The organism is Segatella oris, from assembly GCF_900637655.1.
GTDB lineage: Bacteria > Bacteroidota > Bacteroidia > Bacteroidales > Bacteroidaceae > Prevotella > Prevotella oris.
This window is the reverse complement of sequence record NZ_LR134384.1, coordinates 1,701,247-1,716,456: the sequence shown is the minus strand read 5'-3', so window position 1 is coordinate 1,716,456 and position 15,210 is coordinate 1,701,247. Positions and strand designations below refer to the sequence as shown.

14 protein-coding genes are annotated in these 15,210 nt (G+C 42.1%); 6 read left to right on the top strand and 8 right to left on the bottom strand.

The window, feature by feature from the left end:
- Positions 1 to 4: 4 nt before the first annotated feature.
- A complete protein-coding gene (pyrB, locus tag EL210_RS07205) occupies positions 5 to 961 on the bottom strand; it encodes an aspartate carbamoyltransferase (RefSeq protein WP_025879522.1) in 957 nt (318 codons plus the stop codon).
- Positions 962 to 1,068: 107 nt separating this feature from the next.
- Between pyrB and EL210_RS07200 the strand changes: the two genes are divergently transcribed.
- The 3 genes from EL210_RS07200 to EL210_RS07190 are packed head-to-tail and all read left to right on the top strand — an operon-like array spanning position 1,069 to position 4,973.
- Positions 1,069 to 3,381, top strand: a complete 2,313-nt coding sequence (locus EL210_RS07200) for a penicillin-binding protein 1A (protein WP_018920151.1) — start codon at positions 1,069 to 1,071, stop codon at positions 3,379 to 3,381.
- Complete coding sequence (locus tag EL210_RS07195) at positions 3,347 to 4,051, top strand: tetratricopeptide repeat protein (RefSeq protein WP_018920150.1); 705 nt, start codon at positions 3,347 to 3,349, stop codon at positions 4,049 to 4,051. The genes EL210_RS07200 and EL210_RS07195 overlap by 35 nt, the downstream gene beginning before the upstream one ends.
- A gap of 37 nt (positions 4,052 to 4,088) precedes the next feature.
- Positions 4,089 to 4,973: an FAD-dependent thymidylate synthase gene (locus tag EL210_RS07190; RefSeq protein ID WP_018920149.1), complete on the top strand. Its 885-nt coding sequence runs from the start codon at positions 4,089 to 4,091 to the stop codon at positions 4,971 to 4,973.
- Between the two features lie 186 nt (positions 4,974 to 5,159).
- Here EL210_RS07190 and EL210_RS07185 read toward each other — a convergent pair whose 3' ends face one another.
- Together EL210_RS07185 and EL210_RS07180 are read right to left on the bottom strand one after the other, a co-directional pair.
- Positions 5,160 to 5,624 carry a MaoC family dehydratase gene (locus EL210_RS07185; protein WP_004375104.1) on the bottom strand — a complete coding sequence of 155 codons (465 nt, stop codon included), beginning with the start codon at positions 5,622 to 5,624 and terminating at the stop codon, positions 5,160 to 5,162.
- A gap of 7 nt (positions 5,625 to 5,631) precedes the next feature.
- Complete coding sequence (locus EL210_RS07180; protein ID WP_018920148.1) at positions 5,632 to 7,380, bottom strand: phospho-sugar mutase; 1,749 nt, start codon at positions 7,378 to 7,380, stop codon at positions 5,632 to 5,634.
- Positions 7,381 to 7,502: 122 nt separating this feature from the next.
- On the opposite strand from EL210_RS07180, the gene EL210_RS07175 reads away from it, so the two are divergent.
- Positions 7,503 to 7,784, top strand: a complete 282-nt coding sequence (locus tag EL210_RS07175) for a DUF4491 family protein (RefSeq protein WP_004375106.1) — start codon at positions 7,503 to 7,505, stop codon at positions 7,782 to 7,784.
- Between the two features lie 7 nt (positions 7,785 to 7,791).
- The gene (gene rlmH / locus EL210_RS07170; protein WP_018920147.1) at positions 7,792 to 8,262 is read left to right on the top strand and encodes a 23S rRNA (pseudouridine(1915)-N(3))-methyltransferase RlmH; all 471 of its coding nucleotides are present in this window, start codon (positions 7,792 to 7,794) and stop codon (positions 8,260 to 8,262) included.
- A 12-nt stretch (positions 8,263 to 8,274) separates the two neighbouring features.
- Here the strand turns inward: rlmH and EL210_RS07165 are convergent, their stop codons facing one another.
- The 3 genes from EL210_RS07165 to EL210_RS07155 all read right to left on the bottom strand — a co-directional run bounded on the left by EL210_RS07165 (position 8,275) and on the right by EL210_RS07155 (position 11,418).
- The gene (locus EL210_RS07165) at positions 8,275 to 9,369 is read right to left on the bottom strand and encodes a hypothetical protein (RefSeq protein WP_018920146.1); all 1,095 of its coding nucleotides are present in this window, start codon (positions 9,367 to 9,369) and stop codon (positions 8,275 to 8,277) included.
- A 24-nt stretch (positions 9,370 to 9,393) separates the two neighbouring features.
- Positions 9,394 to 10,266 (bottom strand): tRNA threonylcarbamoyladenosine dehydratase, encoded by an 873-nt coding sequence (locus tag EL210_RS07160; protein WP_018920145.1) that lies wholly within the window; start codon positions 10,264 to 10,266, stop codon positions 9,394 to 9,396.
- A 378-nt stretch (positions 10,267 to 10,644) separates the two neighbouring features.
- Positions 10,645 to 11,418: a gliding motility protein GldB-related protein gene (locus tag EL210_RS07155; RefSeq protein ID WP_025879521.1), complete on the bottom strand. Its 774-nt coding sequence runs from the start codon at positions 11,416 to 11,418 to the stop codon at positions 10,645 to 10,647.
- Between the two features lie 186 nt (positions 11,419 to 11,604).
- On the opposite strand from EL210_RS07155, the gene EL210_RS07145 reads away from it, so the two are divergent.
- Complete coding sequence (locus tag EL210_RS07145; protein ID WP_025879520.1) at positions 11,605 to 12,852, top strand: DUF4861 domain-containing protein; 1,248 nt, start codon at positions 11,605 to 11,607, stop codon at positions 12,850 to 12,852.
- On the opposite strand, the gene EL210_RS07140 is transcribed toward EL210_RS07145, so the two are convergent.
- Both EL210_RS07140 and mtaB read right to left on the bottom strand, forming a co-directional pair.
- The gene (locus tag EL210_RS07140) at positions 12,830 to 13,858 is read right to left on the bottom strand and encodes a glycosyltransferase family 2 protein (protein WP_025879519.1); all 1,029 of its coding nucleotides are present in this window, start codon (positions 13,856 to 13,858) and stop codon (positions 12,830 to 12,832) included. The genes EL210_RS07145 and EL210_RS07140 overlap by 23 nt on opposite strands.
- Before the next feature lie 11 nt (positions 13,859 to 13,869).
- Complete coding sequence (gene mtaB / locus EL210_RS07135) at positions 13,870 to 15,210, bottom strand: tRNA (N(6)-L-threonylcarbamoyladenosine(37)-C(2))-methylthiotransferase MtaB (RefSeq protein ID WP_018920140.1); 1,341 nt, start codon at positions 15,208 to 15,210, stop codon at positions 13,870 to 13,872.

The window sequence follows — 15,210 nt, the reverse complement described above, 5'->3', positions numbered from 1 at the left end:
GACTTTAGAATTTAGAATTGATAATTGTTTTGTCGTTTTGAATATCTTTCAGCGTAATGCCCAGACAATGGCAGAAGATAGCTTCACGGGCATAAAGTCCATTGCGAGCCTGTTGGATATAGTAGGCGTGTGGGTTGTCATCTACATCGTAGGCTATTTCATTGACACGAGGGAGAGGGTGGAGTATTCTCATGTTTGGCTTGGCAAATCGTAGCATTTCCTCTCTTAAAATATAAATGTTCTTAACGTGTTCATATTCCATGAGATCAGAGAATCTTTCTTTTTGAACACGTGTCATATATAGAATATCAGCGTTGGCAATGACCTTGTCTGTAAATTCAGCGTGTTCTTCAAACTTTATTCCGTTTTCCTTGCAATAAATTTTATACTCCTGTGGCATTGCAAGTTCTTTCGGTGCAATAAAATGAAAGGTAGGATTGAAATGGCGCATTGCCATAATCAGGGAATGGACTGTACGACCATATTTGAGATCGCCAACAAGATAGATATTCAGATTTTCAAGTGTACCTTGTGTTTGATATATGGTATAAAGATCAAGCAGACATTGCGAGGGATGCATGTGGGCGCCGTCTCCTGCATTTATGATTGGAATAGGTGCGATTTCCGATGCATATTGAGCAGCCCCTTCTATGTAATGTCGCATGGCAATAATATCAGCGTAATTGCTTACCATGAGAATGGTGTCTTTTAATGTTTCTCCTTTTGAAACACTCGAGGCTTTCGCATCGCTGAAGCCAATAACTCTTGCGCCGAGCCTATTGGCTGCTGTCTCGAAACTAAGTCTTGTGCGAGTCGACGGTTCATAAAAGAGTGTTGCTATAACCTTCCCCTTTAATAATTCCCTGTCAGGATGTTGCTCGAACTCATGTGCCATTTGAATAAGGTAAAGCAAATCTTCTTTACTCAAATCAGCAATCGTTACAAAGTTATGTTTTCCCATTTGTAATATGATTGATATTCCGAATTCGACTTCAAAGTTAAGCATTATTTCCGATTAATGTGTGTTATTTGACAGAAAAATTGTATTTTTGCTAAAAATTTATTGAGATGAGAAAGGCTTTTATTCACTTCCTATGGGGAGCATTGATATTATTTATATGTGGGACTGCTTTTGCATTCGTTGCCATCTGGAATGGCTGGATAGGCTATATGCCTCCGGTAGAGGATTTGCAAAATCCTATCAGTCGTTATGCCACACAGGTGTATTTTGCAGACGGGAAGGTTATGGGTACCTACAATTTTAACAAGGAAAACAGAATTGTCATCCCTTACAGTAATATCTCAAAGCATCTGGTCGAAGCATTGGTTGCTACGGAAGATGAACGTTTTTATGAACATAGCGGCATTGATTTCATTGCTTTGGGAAGAGCTGTCGTCAAACGGGGGCTGTTTGGACAGGCCTCGGCGGGCGGAGGATCGACCATTACCCAGCAGCTTGCCAAGCAACTATATTCAGAGCAGGTGCATAACTCTTTGGAGAGAATGCTCCAGAAACCGATAGAGTGGGTGATTGCAGTAAAATTGGAACGTAATTATACCAAGGAAGAGATTATCGCCTTATATTTGAACTATTTCGATTTCCTGCATAATGCCGTAGGCATAAAGACTGCAGCAAATACTTATTTCAATAAAGAAGCCAATGACTTGAATGTCGTGGAATCGGCAATGCTTATAGGACTCTGCAAAAATCCTTCACTGTTCAATCCTGTGAGATTTCCTGATCGTGCACGAAACAGGCGTAATGTGGTTTTGGGTCAAATGTTGAAAGCCGGTTACTTATCGAAGGCAGAGTTTGAGGAGTATTGTGCCATGCCGATAGCTCTGAATTTCCACAGAACCGACCACAAGGATGGTAATGCTACGTATTTCAGAGAATTCCTTCGGCAGTATATGATGGCCGAAAAGCCGGACAGAGCCAACTATCCTTCATGGAACAGGGTGCAATATACATTAGATTCCATTGCATGGGAAAACAATCCACTATATGGTTGGTGCAATAAGAACTTTAAGAAAGATGGTAAGCCTTATAATATCTACACTGATGGACTGAAGATTTATACGACTATAGACAGTCGCATGCAGCAGTATGCGGAAGAGTCTGTTTATGGACATGTCGCCAAATTCTTACAGCCGGCTTTCAATAAGGCGAACCGGAATAAAAAGAATGCGCCGTTTTCTGGATCACTTACGCTTTCGCAGGTTCGTTCTATCCTGAACAGGAATATGTTTCAGAGTGAGCGCTATCGCAACATGAAGGCTGCAGGTGCAAGTAATGCAGAAATACGCGCAGCATTCAATCGTCCTGTTGACATGACAATATTTACTTATCATGGAGATATAGATACCGTCATGACTCCAATGGATTCTATTAAATATTACAAAGGCTTCCTGCGTGCAGGTTTTATGAGTATGGATCCTAAAACAGGTGCTGTAAAAGCCTATGTCGGCGGTTTGGATTATAATCATTTCATGTATGACATGGTCACCGGAGGACGCCGACAGGTTGGTTCAACCATCAAGCCATTCTTATATGCGCTCGCAATGGAAAATGGTTTCTCACCCTGTGATTTGGTTCCTAATGTACAAAAAACATACATGGTTGCAGGCAGGGCGTGGACCCCACGTAATGCTTCGCATGCACGCTATGGCCAAATGGTCACTCTCAAGTGGGGACTTGCACAAAGTAACAACTGGATTTCTGCTTATCTGATGAGTAAACTCAATCCTCAACAGTTTGTTTCTACGCTTCATGAATTCGGTATTAACAATCCGGATATCCATCCTTCTATGTCATTATGTCTGGGGCCATGTGATGTAAGCGTGGCCGAGATGGTTAGTGCATATTCCACATTTGCAAATCATGGAATACGTACGGCCCCCATGTTTGTCAGCAGAATTGAAGACAATGAAGGCAACGTCATTGCAAGTTTCCAACCTCGCATGAACGAGGTAATCAGTGTAGAGAGTGCAAACAAAATGTTGGTGCTGTTGCAAGGAGTTGTTGATGGAGGAACGGCAAGCAGGCTTCGTTATAAGTATCACATGGAAGGAGAAATTTGTGGTAAGACAGGTACTACGAACAAGAATAGTGATGCATGGTTTATGGGGTTCACCCCACAGTTAGTAACGGGAATATGGGTTGGTGGCGAAGACCGTGACATCCATTTTGACAATATATCAATGGGACAGGGTGCAACAATGGCCTTGCCTATTTGGGCGTACTTCATGAAGAAAATCTATAGGGATAAATCATTGAATTATAGCAGCAATGCTACTTTTGAACTTCCTGACGGTTTTGATCCCTGCTCCAAACAAGATGCTGATAATGATGAATTCCAAATTGACGAGGTATATGAATAGGGTGTCTGTCTTTTTAGCAATCTGGGTTGTTTCAGCAGGAGCTGGATTTGCTCAAAAGGTCAATCCGCTGAGAGATAGTCTGCGAGTTGCCGCAGACTCATTGGCGTATCATCCGGACCGGATAGACCTTAGACTGAAAAAAGCATCATGGAACATTCAATTGGAAGAATGGAATTATGCAAAAGAGGAATACGACCGCGTGCTTTCCAAAGATGCAGACAATCCTACAGCACTCTATTTTCGAGCCTATGTGAATGAAAAGCTTTCAAGATATAATTTTGCACGCCTTGATTATCAACACCTGCTATATATAGTGCCGGGTAATTTTGAAGCTCAATTAGGATTGGCGTTACTTAATGAAAAAGATAAACATTTCACAGAAGCCTTTGATGGTATTAATCGCTTGATTGCTCAATATCCCGACAGCGCAGTGGCTTATGCAGTAAGAGCGAATATGGAGCGTGAACGCAAAATGTATGAACCGGCAGAATATGATTATACTGAAGCACTCAAGCGCGTTCCTGATAATCAGGATTATCGGCTCTCAAGGGCGTATGTCAGAATACAATTGAGAAAGAAAGAAGCTGCATTAAGCGACTTAGATTATCTTGTCGGTTTAGGTGTTTCTAAGGTTGCTTTGAAAGAATTCTATGATAAATTAAAGAAATAGATTTGAATAATAATAGATAAAATTACACGCTAAACTTATGAAAATTGAGCAACCATCCTTTGAAATCTGGCCACAAGAAGAGGGTATCAACGGTGTATACAAACAAATAGAGAGAGCTGGTCGCGTTTGTTATAAGAGTGAGAAAAACGCTTCGGAAGATTCTGCAAAGCCTTTCGTTGAGCGTATGATTGCAGCTGACCACACAGCTATGCTTGAACATGGAACAGTCTATTTGAAAGGAGCAGTTGAAAATCTTGTCAATCGCTATGCCAACAATCGTTTTTCGCGTATCCATGTGAAAGATGGTGTTGCCTATGTAACAACAAACCTTAGAGTTGTTGCAGAAAACAAATGGATGGAAGACTTAGAGTGTTTTTGCGAACCTACATCTCATCATGAACAACGCATTACCGTTCATTTTACCACACAGGTTGGAGTGACGCGCGAGTTTAACAGGCATCGTGCAAATTCCATGGCCGAACAGTCTACTCGGTATTGCAATTATAGCAAAGATAAGTTTGGGGGAGAAATAGCAATCAATCTTCCTGAATGGATAAAAAAGGAAGCAGACTGTCAGAAAATCTATCAAGAACTCAACCATAATCTGTTGAAACAGCTTTGCCAAGAACTCGTTATAGAAAAGGACCAACAGGCTTGGAGTGCTGTTGACAATTGGCTTTTTGCCAATCTTGCCTGTGAGTATGCATATTTGAATTTGATTTCTTTAGGACGAAAGCCACAGGAAGCTCGTGTTGTTTTGCCCTTAGATATAAATACAGAATTGGTACATACGGCCTTCGTCTGTGACTGGAAACATTTCTTCGACCTGCGTGCTCTTGGAACGACAGGTGCTCCACATCCAGATGCGAAAGCTATTGCAGCCCCACTCTTTGAGGAATTCAAAAGACTGAAACTTTTATAATCTATCATCCTAAAACCGTAGAGAAATGGAATTCTTTAGTTCTATTTCAGTAATAAGTTATATCAATGATACACTCTATGATACGGACAGATAATATTATACCCAGTGGTTTTGACAATGTAGCCCATGTTATAAGGGAAAATAAAAAAGGAGGAAGTTGTTGCTTCCTCCTTTTCTTTCTCAAGCTTATTTGAAATAGTAGAGAAAAGTGGCCTCGCCTTCAAGCGCAGGTTTCTTTTCACCTTCGATCTCAATTTTGAAGCCAATCTGCGCCTTACAGATACCACGTAGGTTTTCGATGGCATCGAGTTTTGTAACCAAACGGACTTTACTTCCCGTGATAACCGGCTTTCCAAAGCGCATTTTGTCCATTCCGTAGTTGACCATCATTTTAAGATTGTTCACCTCAATAATCTGGTTCCACATATATGGAAGTAACGAGAGAGTCAGATAGCCGTGTGCTATCGTGCTTTTATAGGGACTTTCTTCCTTCGCACGTGCTTCGTCAACGTGTATCCATTGATGGTCGAGTGTGGCATCGGCAAAGTTGTTGATGCGTTCCTGGTCTACCAAAAGCCACTCTGAAACGCCTAATTGTTCGCCTAAATGTGATGCGAATTCCTCGTATGAATTTACAACCAACTTACTCATCTTGCTCTTAGTCTAATCCAAGTCCTTTTTTAATTGCATTCACTTTTTCCATACCTTTCGCTTCCAGTGCATCGTATTCGGATGCATTCTTCATGTCGCCTTTCACTTCAAGATAGAATTTTATCTTTGGCTCTGTGCCCGAGGGACGAACGCTTACTTTCGTTCCATCATTACAGAACCACTGCAACACGTTACTTGTAGCAGGCATGTCAAGCTTGGTCTTGCTGCCGTCTTCGTGCAATGCTTCAAGTTTCAGGAAATCTTTCCACAATACAACTTTGCTGCCACCAAGTTCCTTGGGAGGATTGTTACGGAAGTTGGTCATCATCTGTTTGATTTCATCTGCGCCCGTCTTTCCCGGACGAACAACATTGACAGTGACCTCCTTAGAGAACCCATACTCTGTGTAAATATCCATTAGAACATCATAAAGGGTCTTGCCTTGATCCTTTGCCCATGCACAGATTTCGGCCAAAAGACTCATTGCGGAAACGGCATCCTTGTCGCGAACAAAATCTTGTGCAAGGAAACCATAGCTTTCCTCGCCACCGCCAATATACTTCTGCTTGCCCTCAGAAATGCGAATTTCACGTGCAATCCACTTGAAACCAGTGTAGCAGTCACGCATTTCAATACCAGCCTTATCCGCAACTTTCTTGATAACCTCAGTCGTTACAATGGTCTTGACAATGAAATCTGTAGGTTTCAATAAGCCCTTAGCCTTGCGATTGGTGATGATATAATAGAGGAACAGCAAACAAGTTTGGTTACCATTAATCAGTACCCATTCGCCCTTGCTATTCTTGCAGGCCATGCCTACACGGTCGGCATCCGGGTCTGAAGCCATGACGATGTCAGCATCTATTGCCTTGGCATCACGGATAGCCAAAGACAAAGCCTCGCCATTTTCCGGGTTTGGACTGACAACCGTTGGGAAATCACCACTGCGCACCATTTGTTCCTTGACACAATGTACGTTGTCAAAGCCCCACAATTTCAAGCTCTGTGGAATAGACATCATACCTGTTCCATGGAGCGGAGTGTAGACAATCTTCAGATCATGCTGGCGCTTGATAACCTCCGGATCAATACTCAACGTGTGGATTTCTTTCAAATAAGGTTCGTCAATGTCCTTACCGATAATTTGAATCAGTGACGGATTGCCCTCAAACTTAACGTCATCAACTTTTACCTTGCCTACTTCTTCAATGATACCTACATCATGAGGAGTGAGCACCTGCGCACCATCTTCCCAGTAGGCCTTATATCCATTGTATTCCTTGGGGTTATGACTGGCTGTGATATTCACACCGGCCTGACATCCCAAATGACGAATTGCATAGGAACATTCGGGAGTAGGACGCATATCCTCAAAGAGATAAACCTTTATACCATTAGCCGAGAAGATGTTTGCAACAGTCTCTGCAAACTTACGGCTATTGTTACGGCAATCATGACATACGACAACGGCAATGTCTTTTTTGCCTTCAAAGTTCTTTTTCAGGTAATTGGCAAAGCCCTGTGTCGCCATTCCTACCGTGTAGATATTCATGCGGTTAGAACCTGCCCCCATGATTCCACGAAGACCGCCCGTACCAAATTCAAGGTCTTTATAGAAGCTTTCAATCAGATCGGTCTTGTCTTCTGCAGCTAATTTTGCTTCGACCTCTTTTCGTGTTTCCTCGTCAAAAGCCGGTGTCAACCATTGTTTGGCTTTCGCTTCACACTGTGAAATAAGTTCTGTGTTATTTGCCATAGTTTTAAAGTATATATTTAATTTTACAAATTGCTTACACGCAAAGATAAGCATTTTCATTGGAAAAACATCGGATTATATATATATTTTTTGTATCTTCGCAACCTAAAAGCTATAACATTATGTATTTCACAGGAATTATCATTGCACTTTCTACATTTCTGATTATCGGCATATTCCATCCGATAGTCGTCAAGACTGAATATTATTTCGGTACACGTTTCTGGTTTGTTTTCCTCATTTTGGGTATTATCTCCATTGTAGGCTCACTCTGCGTGGCCCACATTATCTGGTCATCCCTGCTTGGTGTGCTCGGTGCTTCACTGCTTTGGAGTATCGGTGAACTGTTCGAACAGAAGAAAAGGGTAGAGAAGGGGTGGTTTCCACGTAGAGAAAAGAAATAGATTATAAATGAAAACGCTTCTTGTTCTCGTTGGCAAAACAGCCAACAAACATTTCGTTGTGGGCATTAAAGACTATCATGAACGCATAGAACATTATATGCCTTTTGATATTGCTGTTATCCCGGAATTGAAAAACACAAAGCATCTCAGCAACGAACAGCAGAAAGAGCGCGAAGGAGAACTTATCTTAGAGCAGATAAAGCCCATGGATACAGTTGTTCTTCTGGATGAACACGGAGCGGAATACCGTTCGATAGAGTTTGCAAACTGGCTACAGAAGAAGCAGCTTACAGCCCGCCGTCTTGTCTTTGTCATAGGTGGGCCTTATGGTTTTTCACCATCAGTATACAGTCGGGCCAATGAAAAGATATCACTCTCCCGCATGACTTTCAGCCACCAGATGGTGCGTCTCATCTTTACTGAGCAACTCTATCGGGCATGCACTATCATCAAAGGTGAACCTTATCATCATGAATAAAGAAGTGAATGCTTATTTGTCTGCATATGCAGGAGAGAGGGCATTGACGTGAATGGAATAGTGCCCTGCACGATAGTCCATTCTCATGACACGAGGAGTATTTACCTTTTCAGATAGCGACAGAGCCACATGGCCCATGGTCTGCCGTAGGTTTAATTCAACACATGGGTGAACCAATCCGCCGTTTACAATCATCATATCAATGCCGAAAGGCCCCGAATAGTTGCCTTTCAGCTGTTTTGACATAACACTCACCACGGTTTCGCGTATGCTATCCAGACATTCAAGGGATGTATAGCGTGACAACATCTCTTCTTTTTGCGCTTCGCCCATGAGTATGTTGCCCGCATAAGCACCGTTAACCGTATCGAAAACAGAAAGACCGAGATAGTCTATTGTCCCATTCCGATGTGCATAGAACTCCATACCGAAGTCAACCACCTTATTATAATAAGGCTCAACGGTAATATATCCTTGTTTGGAGATTACGTTTTTAATCCATCCTTGCAGATGAGTTGTTATGCCTTCATGGTTCATGTCGATAAATCTCAGCCCGCGTCCGCTGCTACTCCATGGCATCTTCAGCACATACTGATAGGCTAGTCCGTTATCTGCAGGCTGCAAGTGTTGGCAGAGCGAAGCATAATCTCTAAAGACTTCAGCCTTGCCAACGGCCTTGTCGAAACATGTTGTCAAGCAAGGCAGGAGATGTTCTGCACACCAGCCTCTGCCACTCAGCATGCGTATATGGTCTAACTGCTGCACAGAAGGAAGAGCATCTGCAAGCTTTCCGTTTGACTGCTCTATAAGGCGATTGCATAATGCAAGGTTCCATCCCCAGGGAAATATCTCAATATTCGTCACATCAAGACTTTCCAAATCTTGATAGTCGATGAAACCTGTCTCTGCAGCATACTGTCTCAAATGCGCAGGTACGCTTATATGCTCCTTGTCTTCAACAAGAACAAGGTCACCTTTACTTGCCCAAAGCACGGGTAGAAAGGCAAGGTCAGCCTGCAACTGGCGGGCAGCATGGGGCAAAGTTACATATTTCTGATGTGCAGCCAAGGCGATGTCATGCCCTGGATTGAATAGATAGACTTTCATTTCCTATTAAAAACTTAAAATCATTCAGGGTGTTTTGATCACGATTTTGTCATCAATCCAAATCCCGTTTTCCTTTGCCTGAACTATGCTTTTGTACCGTTCCTCATGCCGTGCTGCCTTTTCAGCTGCAATTCCGGCATCCGCATTGCTTTCTGACTCTTCGGGAAGAATACGCATAGTTTTTGCTTTCGCAATGAGATCCTTGATGACTTCACCTCCGATGATCAAGCCTGCTGCAGCTGGAACCCACGCATTGCTGGCCGGTACATGGCTATGCTCAGCACATTCTATAGTAGGATAGGCAATCTGCCTGATAGGTTCTTCTTCACTATAAACCACCTTTAATCGATGGATATTCAGCTTGCGAAGTTTCTTTCTTATCACCTTTGCCAACGGATCCATATGCGTTTCGTTGATGTCTGCCACACGGAATGCCGTTGCATCAAGCTTGTTGGCCGCTCCCATGCTGGATATGATGGGGATGTTGAAACGATGACAACGCTTGATAAGTTCAAGTTTCGCACTCACCGTATCGACACAATCCACAACATAATCAAACAGCTTCAAATCAATTGCATCCGCATTTTCGGGAAGATAGAACATCTGGTTTTTGTGAACAATACAGTGGCTATTGATATCAAGAATACGCTCTTCTGCAACATCAACCTTGTTTTTCCCTATTGTTGAAAGCAGGGCATAGAGCTGTCGATTGATGTTCGTCGGACAGACACGGTCGTTATCAATGATATCCAATTCGCCTATGCCACTCCGTGCCAACACCTCTGTCACATAGCTGCCAACACCACCTATGCCGAAAACGGCTATGCGTGAGCCGGCCAAAGTGTCAAGCGCCGGCTTGCCAATCAATAGCTCTGTACGTGAAAATTGATTTTGCATAAAAACTGATTACCTGATTTTTTCCACTGCAAAGGTAAGGAAAAAGAAAGAAAGCACAAAGATAAAATGAAATAAAGAAAAGCGCTTTCAGTGACTTCAAATGGGAAACGAGAAACCAGAAAACAAGCATCAGCGCTCTATCTTAAATCTCCCTGTTTTTCAGTCTGTTGCATTAGGCTCTGCAATTTGACGCAGATTACATGGTGATTTGAGTCAAGTTACACGGTGAAATGACGCAGATTGCAAGGTAATTTGACGCAAATTGCAAGGCTATCTGCACGGGATTAGCTCTCGCTTTAATTCTATGTTATAATGAATTAGCCCACAACGCAGGCATACTCAATGCTGTCTGTTGCTTCATGTCAAAGGAACTCTTGCTTAGAATTTCAGCAAGTCAGCCAACTTTACGTCCTTATGTGTCTGCAGATAATCTTCTACCAAGCTGACATAATGAGTTGAGAAAACCTTTTGTCCCACAAGTTCATTAACCACATACATGACACGAGCCATGTGCATGTCTTTCTCCTGCTGACTCTTCTTGTCGAAGTTCTTCACGGGATATAGGCTCAACAGATAGAAATTCAAGCAGTCGGGAACAATATACTCACGCTTCATGGTTGCACGTTGACTCTTTGAATAATACTTTGAATAGAGCGGATAGTCCTCTCCCAAATATTTATCAAGAGAAATACCAATCATATTTTCACCCACAATTATACTCTGGTCAAAGGCACCAATCTGTGTATATATCTTCGGAATAGTAAAGTTAGGCAATTGTTTCTGGGCTTTATCAAAAACTCGTGTCAGTGACTTGTTGATGTCATCCATGTTGGCATATTGAGTTTCTACATCTGCTATAACAGTCTGTAAAACAGTGTCTTGATAGAAATTAAGAAAGCGACTGTTGATGTCCGGCTCATAGACGGCTCCCAATTTAAGCACATTTTCAACCAGCGTTCGAGTCTCTATGGCATACTCTGTGTTCATTTCCTGCAAAGCAGAAAAGTCACCTGTAGTCAGATAACGACTTTGCAGACGATCATAACGCACGACTTCTATTTTGTCTTGCGCATCATCGTTGGATTTCAGCTTCATTTCACAAGCCACACAAAGCAACATTATTGCAAACAATATGTAATATATCTTTCTCAAACGTTTGGGTTATCTTAAATCTCAAGGCAAAAATACTAAAAATTATTTTCAATAGCAAATATTTTGCTAAAAAACTTAAAATAAAGGCTATAAAAAGGTATCTTAAAGCCAAAATTAATAAAAATAAGGGCGTTAAATCAAAAAAACATTTATTTTTGCAACATGAAACTTTTATCGGTATTACTAATGAAAACAAGGCTTGTCCTATGCTCATTTTTATTTATCAGTTTGGCTTTACATGCTTCAAAAAAGCCTGATACAGAAACGTTTACCGTGAACATCAAATATTCGGGTAAGCTTTCATTGTCCAATTATCCTGTAGTCGTCTCCCTGAAGGGATATCCTTGGGTTTCCTGTTCTTCTGTTTATTTTAATGACAAGGAGCTTCCATCTCAACTTGATGATTTGGATGGTGACGGAATAAATGATGAAATGTGTTTCCTTGCCGAGCTGAAAGGAGGGCAAACCTATAACTATAAAGTTGTGTTGAAGAAACAGGGTACGCAGAAAACGTACGCATCACGCACATACGCCGAACTCTTATTGAGAAATCCCAAGATAAAAGAAAAGAACAAACAGGATTTATATATACAGCAAATTGAAGTTGGGAAAGAGCTGAAAGACAGCTATCATTTATTGCATCACCATGGGGTGGCATTTGAAAATGAACTGATAGCATTGCGCATTTATTTTGATAAACGGCAGACACTCGACTTGTATGGGAAGAAGCGTTTAGGCTTGGAGTTACACGAGACGCAGTTTTATACGACCAAAGAGCAGTCGTTGCAAGGATTTGGAGATGATATTCTATGGACTGGAAACAGCATGGGCTTGGGGGCACTCCGTGGATGGGACGGTCGAAAAGAGCAGATGTTGGAAGATGTTGCATATCGAGGACAGCGCATAGTAACTCAAGGTCCAGTGAGAACAATCATTGAACTGACCGATAGAGGTTGGCTTTGGACGAGGGGAGAACGAAGGATTTGTCTCACAGAGCGTTATACCTTATATGCCGGCCATAGGGATTTAAGCGTGGAAGCGTGGATAAATCCGGAAGAGAAAAGACTACGTTTTGCAACTGGTTTGATGCACATTTCGGGTGCAGAAAAACTTTCAGATCATAAAGGATTGCGGGGATTGTGGGGAAAGAATTGGCCTTCAAAAGATACGACTGCCTGTAAATTAGAGACTTTGGGAATGGGAATATATGTTCCAAAAGATTATTTACAGGAAGAACTTGCCTGCGACAGTATCAATGATGCCTATGTCTTGGCTCCTATAATGGGTCACTTGAAGTATTATCTCACTTATTCAAGTGACAATGAAACGTATGGATTTCACCAAGCCAAAGATTGGTTTGCCTATTTGAAGAAATGGAAAGAGCAATTACTTTGCCTGCCCCAAGTCAGAATTATGGGCAGGCATCCAAGATAGCAGAGAATGTTTTTCGTCCATGTCTGTAGAACTGCCAGAGCAGAGAGAAGTCTTTTCGTTCATCAACTCTCGGATTAATCCGTTGTTGTTGTAGCCGTTTTCGATCTTCATCAAAGTCATGACGCCATGCTTTAAAGGCGTGACGTGCCTTATAGATAGCCTTGAAATCGGCTATGTTACGATTGAAAATAAGTGTTTGCCACGCTGCAAGATAATCGAGGAAGAAACGAAGTCGCATGATAGTTTTCAGTTCCTCATCCGGCAGGTTCTTATAGAGCATAGTCAGATTATTGCGGAAATTCAGGAACGTTTTCATCGGATTACTCTTCGGAAGCGTACCGCCACCGACATGATAGACCACGCTATTGGGAATACATACAATTCTTCTGCCCAGCAACCGAAGCCGCCAACAGAGATCAATTTCCTCGTTATGCGCAAAAAAACGACCATCAAGAGCACCTGCATTCCAGTAATCTTTCGAACGAATCAGCAGACATGCACCTGTAGCCCACATGATATCGGCAATCGAATCGTATTGACCATGGTCTTCTTCAACAATATCGAACACTCTTCCTCGACAGAAAGGGTAGCCCAAACGGTCGATGAAACCTCCTGCAGCACCGGCATATTCAAAGCGTTTCGGATTGCTCACTGATAGCAGTTTGGGTTGACAGGCTGCCACATCTGAATGTTCATCCATATAGGTCAGTAGGGGAGTGAGCCAGTTTTCTGTGACTCTGACGTCAGAATTCAATAGCAGATAGTATTCTGCATCAACCATTTTGAGTGCTTGGTTATAGCCTTCTGCAAATCCATAATTCTTATTTAATGAAAGGATTTCAACCTCGGGAAAGTCTTCTTTCAACATGGCAACAGAACCATCTGTTGAAGCATTATCAGCCACAATAATCTTTGCTTGTGCTGAAGAATAACGCATGACAACAGGAAGGTATTGTCTGAGCATCTTCTTCCCATTCCAGTTCAAAATCACAATCGCAAGTTTCATGTGTTTTTTCATTAGATTAGTTCTGCTCTCAAGGCTGATTTATCGTAGTTGAATTCACCTAATTTTACACGCATGAGTTCGTTGTCATATTCTGTACGCGCCTGTGAAGGTGGCAATTCTACGCGGATATAATTGTCCGTAAAGCCGTGCATAGCTTTCCCACGTGGTGCTTTTTCAAACAACACCTCGCGTTCTGTGCCAATAAACTGCTGATAGAAGTCTTGTGTCTTAGTATCGCTTAAGGCCAGCAGACGCTTGGAGCGCAACTTCTTATCCTTTTCTTCAACGACATACGGAATAGATAATGCACTCGTTCCCGGGCGTTCACTATAGGGAAAGACATGCAGTTGCGTAACGGGAAGATGGGCAAGAAACTGATAACAGTCTTCAAAATACTCGGGTTTCTCACCTCTACTGCCTACCATGACATCAACTCCAATGAAAGCATCTGGCATTAATTTCTTGATGAGTTCTATTTTATGTGCAAACAAAGCTGTGTCATATCGGCGATGCATCAGCTTAAGAACGGCATCGCTACCACTCTGCAATGGAATGTGGAAATGAGGCATGAAAGCCCGGCTCTCTGCACAGAAAGCTATCAATTCGTCATCTATCAAATCGGGTTCTAAACTGCTGATGCGAAAGCGTTTAATACCTTCTACCTTATCCAGAGCCTTGACAAGATCAATGAATTTCTCATGAGTAGTTTCACCAAAATGGCCGATGTTTACCCCAGTAAGTACTATTTCCTTACCACCTTCAGCTGCAGCCTCTTCTGCTTGTGCAACTAATGACGCTATTGAAGGATTGCGGGAAAAACCACGTGCATAGGGAATTGTACAGTAAGTACAGAAATAATTGCAACCATCTTGTACTTTCAGGAAGTATCGGGTACGGTTTCCTCTTGAACATGATGCCTGGAAAGTATTGATATCTTTAGTTCTGACAGAGTGATACTTATGCTGTGCAGTGCCTGCAGTCCTATCAATAAAAGCATCATTTAGATATTGAATGAGATTTGCTTTCTCATTTGAACCAAGCACAAGATCTACTCCTGGTATCTTACTTACCCGCTCAGACTCGAGTTGGGCGTAACAACCTGTAACAATAATAAATGCTCCGGGGTTCTCACGTACCATTCTATGAATAGCCTGTCTGCACTTATGGTCGGCAACATCCGTAACACTACAGGTGTTGATGAGACAAATATCTGCCTCTTCCCCCTTTGCTGCGGTCACGACACCCATATCTGATAACATTTTACCAAACGTAGATGTCTCTGAAAAATTCAGTTTACATCCAAGTGTATAATATGTAGCCTTTTTCCCTTGAAAAGCAGAACTGTCTATCAT